This window comes from Streptomyces sp. PTL18 (assembly GCF_059510295.1).
The window spans coordinates 1-1,528 of record NZ_JCAJZO010000097.1; the positions used below are offsets into that span (position 1 = coordinate 1).

Genomic DNA, 1,528 nt, shown 5'->3' on the forward strand with positions numbered 1-1,528 from the left:
GATATCGGCGACCTGGCCCTGGAGAAACGAACTGGCCACGGCCTTCCACCGCCTCGCCGCACTGCCCCGTCCCGCCGGCTGACCGGCAAGCCCCTGACCGCCCACGCCCCGAAGGACCTGGAGAACCCGACCACTGCGCCGGGTCTCCGTCATGTCCGAACACCGAAATCGCGTCGGCCACCCCGACGGTCACCCATCAACGACGCCTCATCACCCCAACCGAAACGGCGAGGTTAAGGATGGTGTCGAACAAGGCGGGGAACTTCCCGTCCCGGTCCCGGATCAGAAATCGCGCCCGGCAGCCGGCGTCCTCGAGGTCCATGACAAGGTCCTTCGCGGCCTGGGTCACCCAAGATGCGGTCGGGTGCGCGGTGGCACCGAGTATCCGAATCCGGCGGCTGGCGTGCTCGATCACCGTGAGCACATACATCCGTGCTCCGGACAGGGTGACCGTCTCCAGGAAGTCGCACGCCAGCAGGGCGTCGGCCTGGGAGTGCAGGAAGCCCGCCCAGGTGCTGGAGGCCCGCTCGGGCGCCGGGTCGATCCCGGCCTCCTTCAGGATCTCCCAGACAGTGGAGGCCGCGACCCGGATCCCGAGAACGAGGAGTTCGCCATGGATGCGGCGGTAGCCCCAGCTGGGATTCTCCCGGGCGAAGCGGAGGACCAGGGCGCGGATGGAGTGCACGGTCCGCGGTCTTCCCGGGCGCTTGGGCCGGGAGGCGGCAGCGTGGCGGCGTGCGACCAGATCGCGGTGCCAGCGCAGCACCGTCTCCGGCCGCACCAACAGCCGTACCCGGCGCAGCACCTCCGCCGGAAGCCGGTTCAGCAACGCCGCCAGGAACGCCCGATCGCTCGGGGTGAACCGCATCTTCTCCTTGCCGAGTTGGCGCTGCAGGACCGTGATCTGGTGACGCAGGGCGAGGATCTCGGCGTCCTTGTCCCGCTCGCTCATCGGTAGCAGGCGCAGCAGGGCGAACGCGTTCGTCACGGTGAGGTAGGCCAGTCGCAGCAGCACGATGGACCATCATGCCGGGGCGGTCACCAGCCGTACGAGACGCCCCATTCCGAGCACCCGAGCCCCCGACCCCGCGCACCTTCATTAGGGCTCCCACCAGGCCGGATGGGGTTTTCTGCAGTGGCACCGCCCTCAGATCTGGGCGCACCTGCTGGTCCACCACGCACTGCGCGAACTCATGCTGAGAACGGCCGCCACCCGCGGCCTGGACCCCGACCGGGTCTCCTTCACCGAAACTCTGCGCTCTGCCCGGCGCAGCGTGACCGTCACGCCGGGCAGCTTTTCCCCCTGACCTCCTGGTCAGGGCCCTGGTGATGCTCGAGCAAGACCTCCTGGAACGACTCCTGCCCGCCAGACGCCTGCGCAGCCGGCCCCGAGCCGTCAAACGCAAGGTGTCCAACTACCGGCTCAAGCGAGCTGAACACCGTGACTGGCCACAACCGACCTGCACCGGCACGCAAGCCATCCTCATCGCAAGACCCCAAACCGCAGGCCCCTAATGCAACGGCATTG

General features: G+C 68.5%; 1 pseudogene. It reads right to left on the reverse strand.

Features of this window, described 5'->3' with window-relative positions:
- Positions 1-235 precede the first annotated feature (235 nt).
- Positions 236-1,015 (reverse strand): annotated as a pseudogene (locus AC5WS8_RS39105) (helix-turn-helix domain-containing protein); the annotation flags it as partial.
- Between the last annotated feature and the right edge of the window lie 513 nt (positions 1,016-1,528).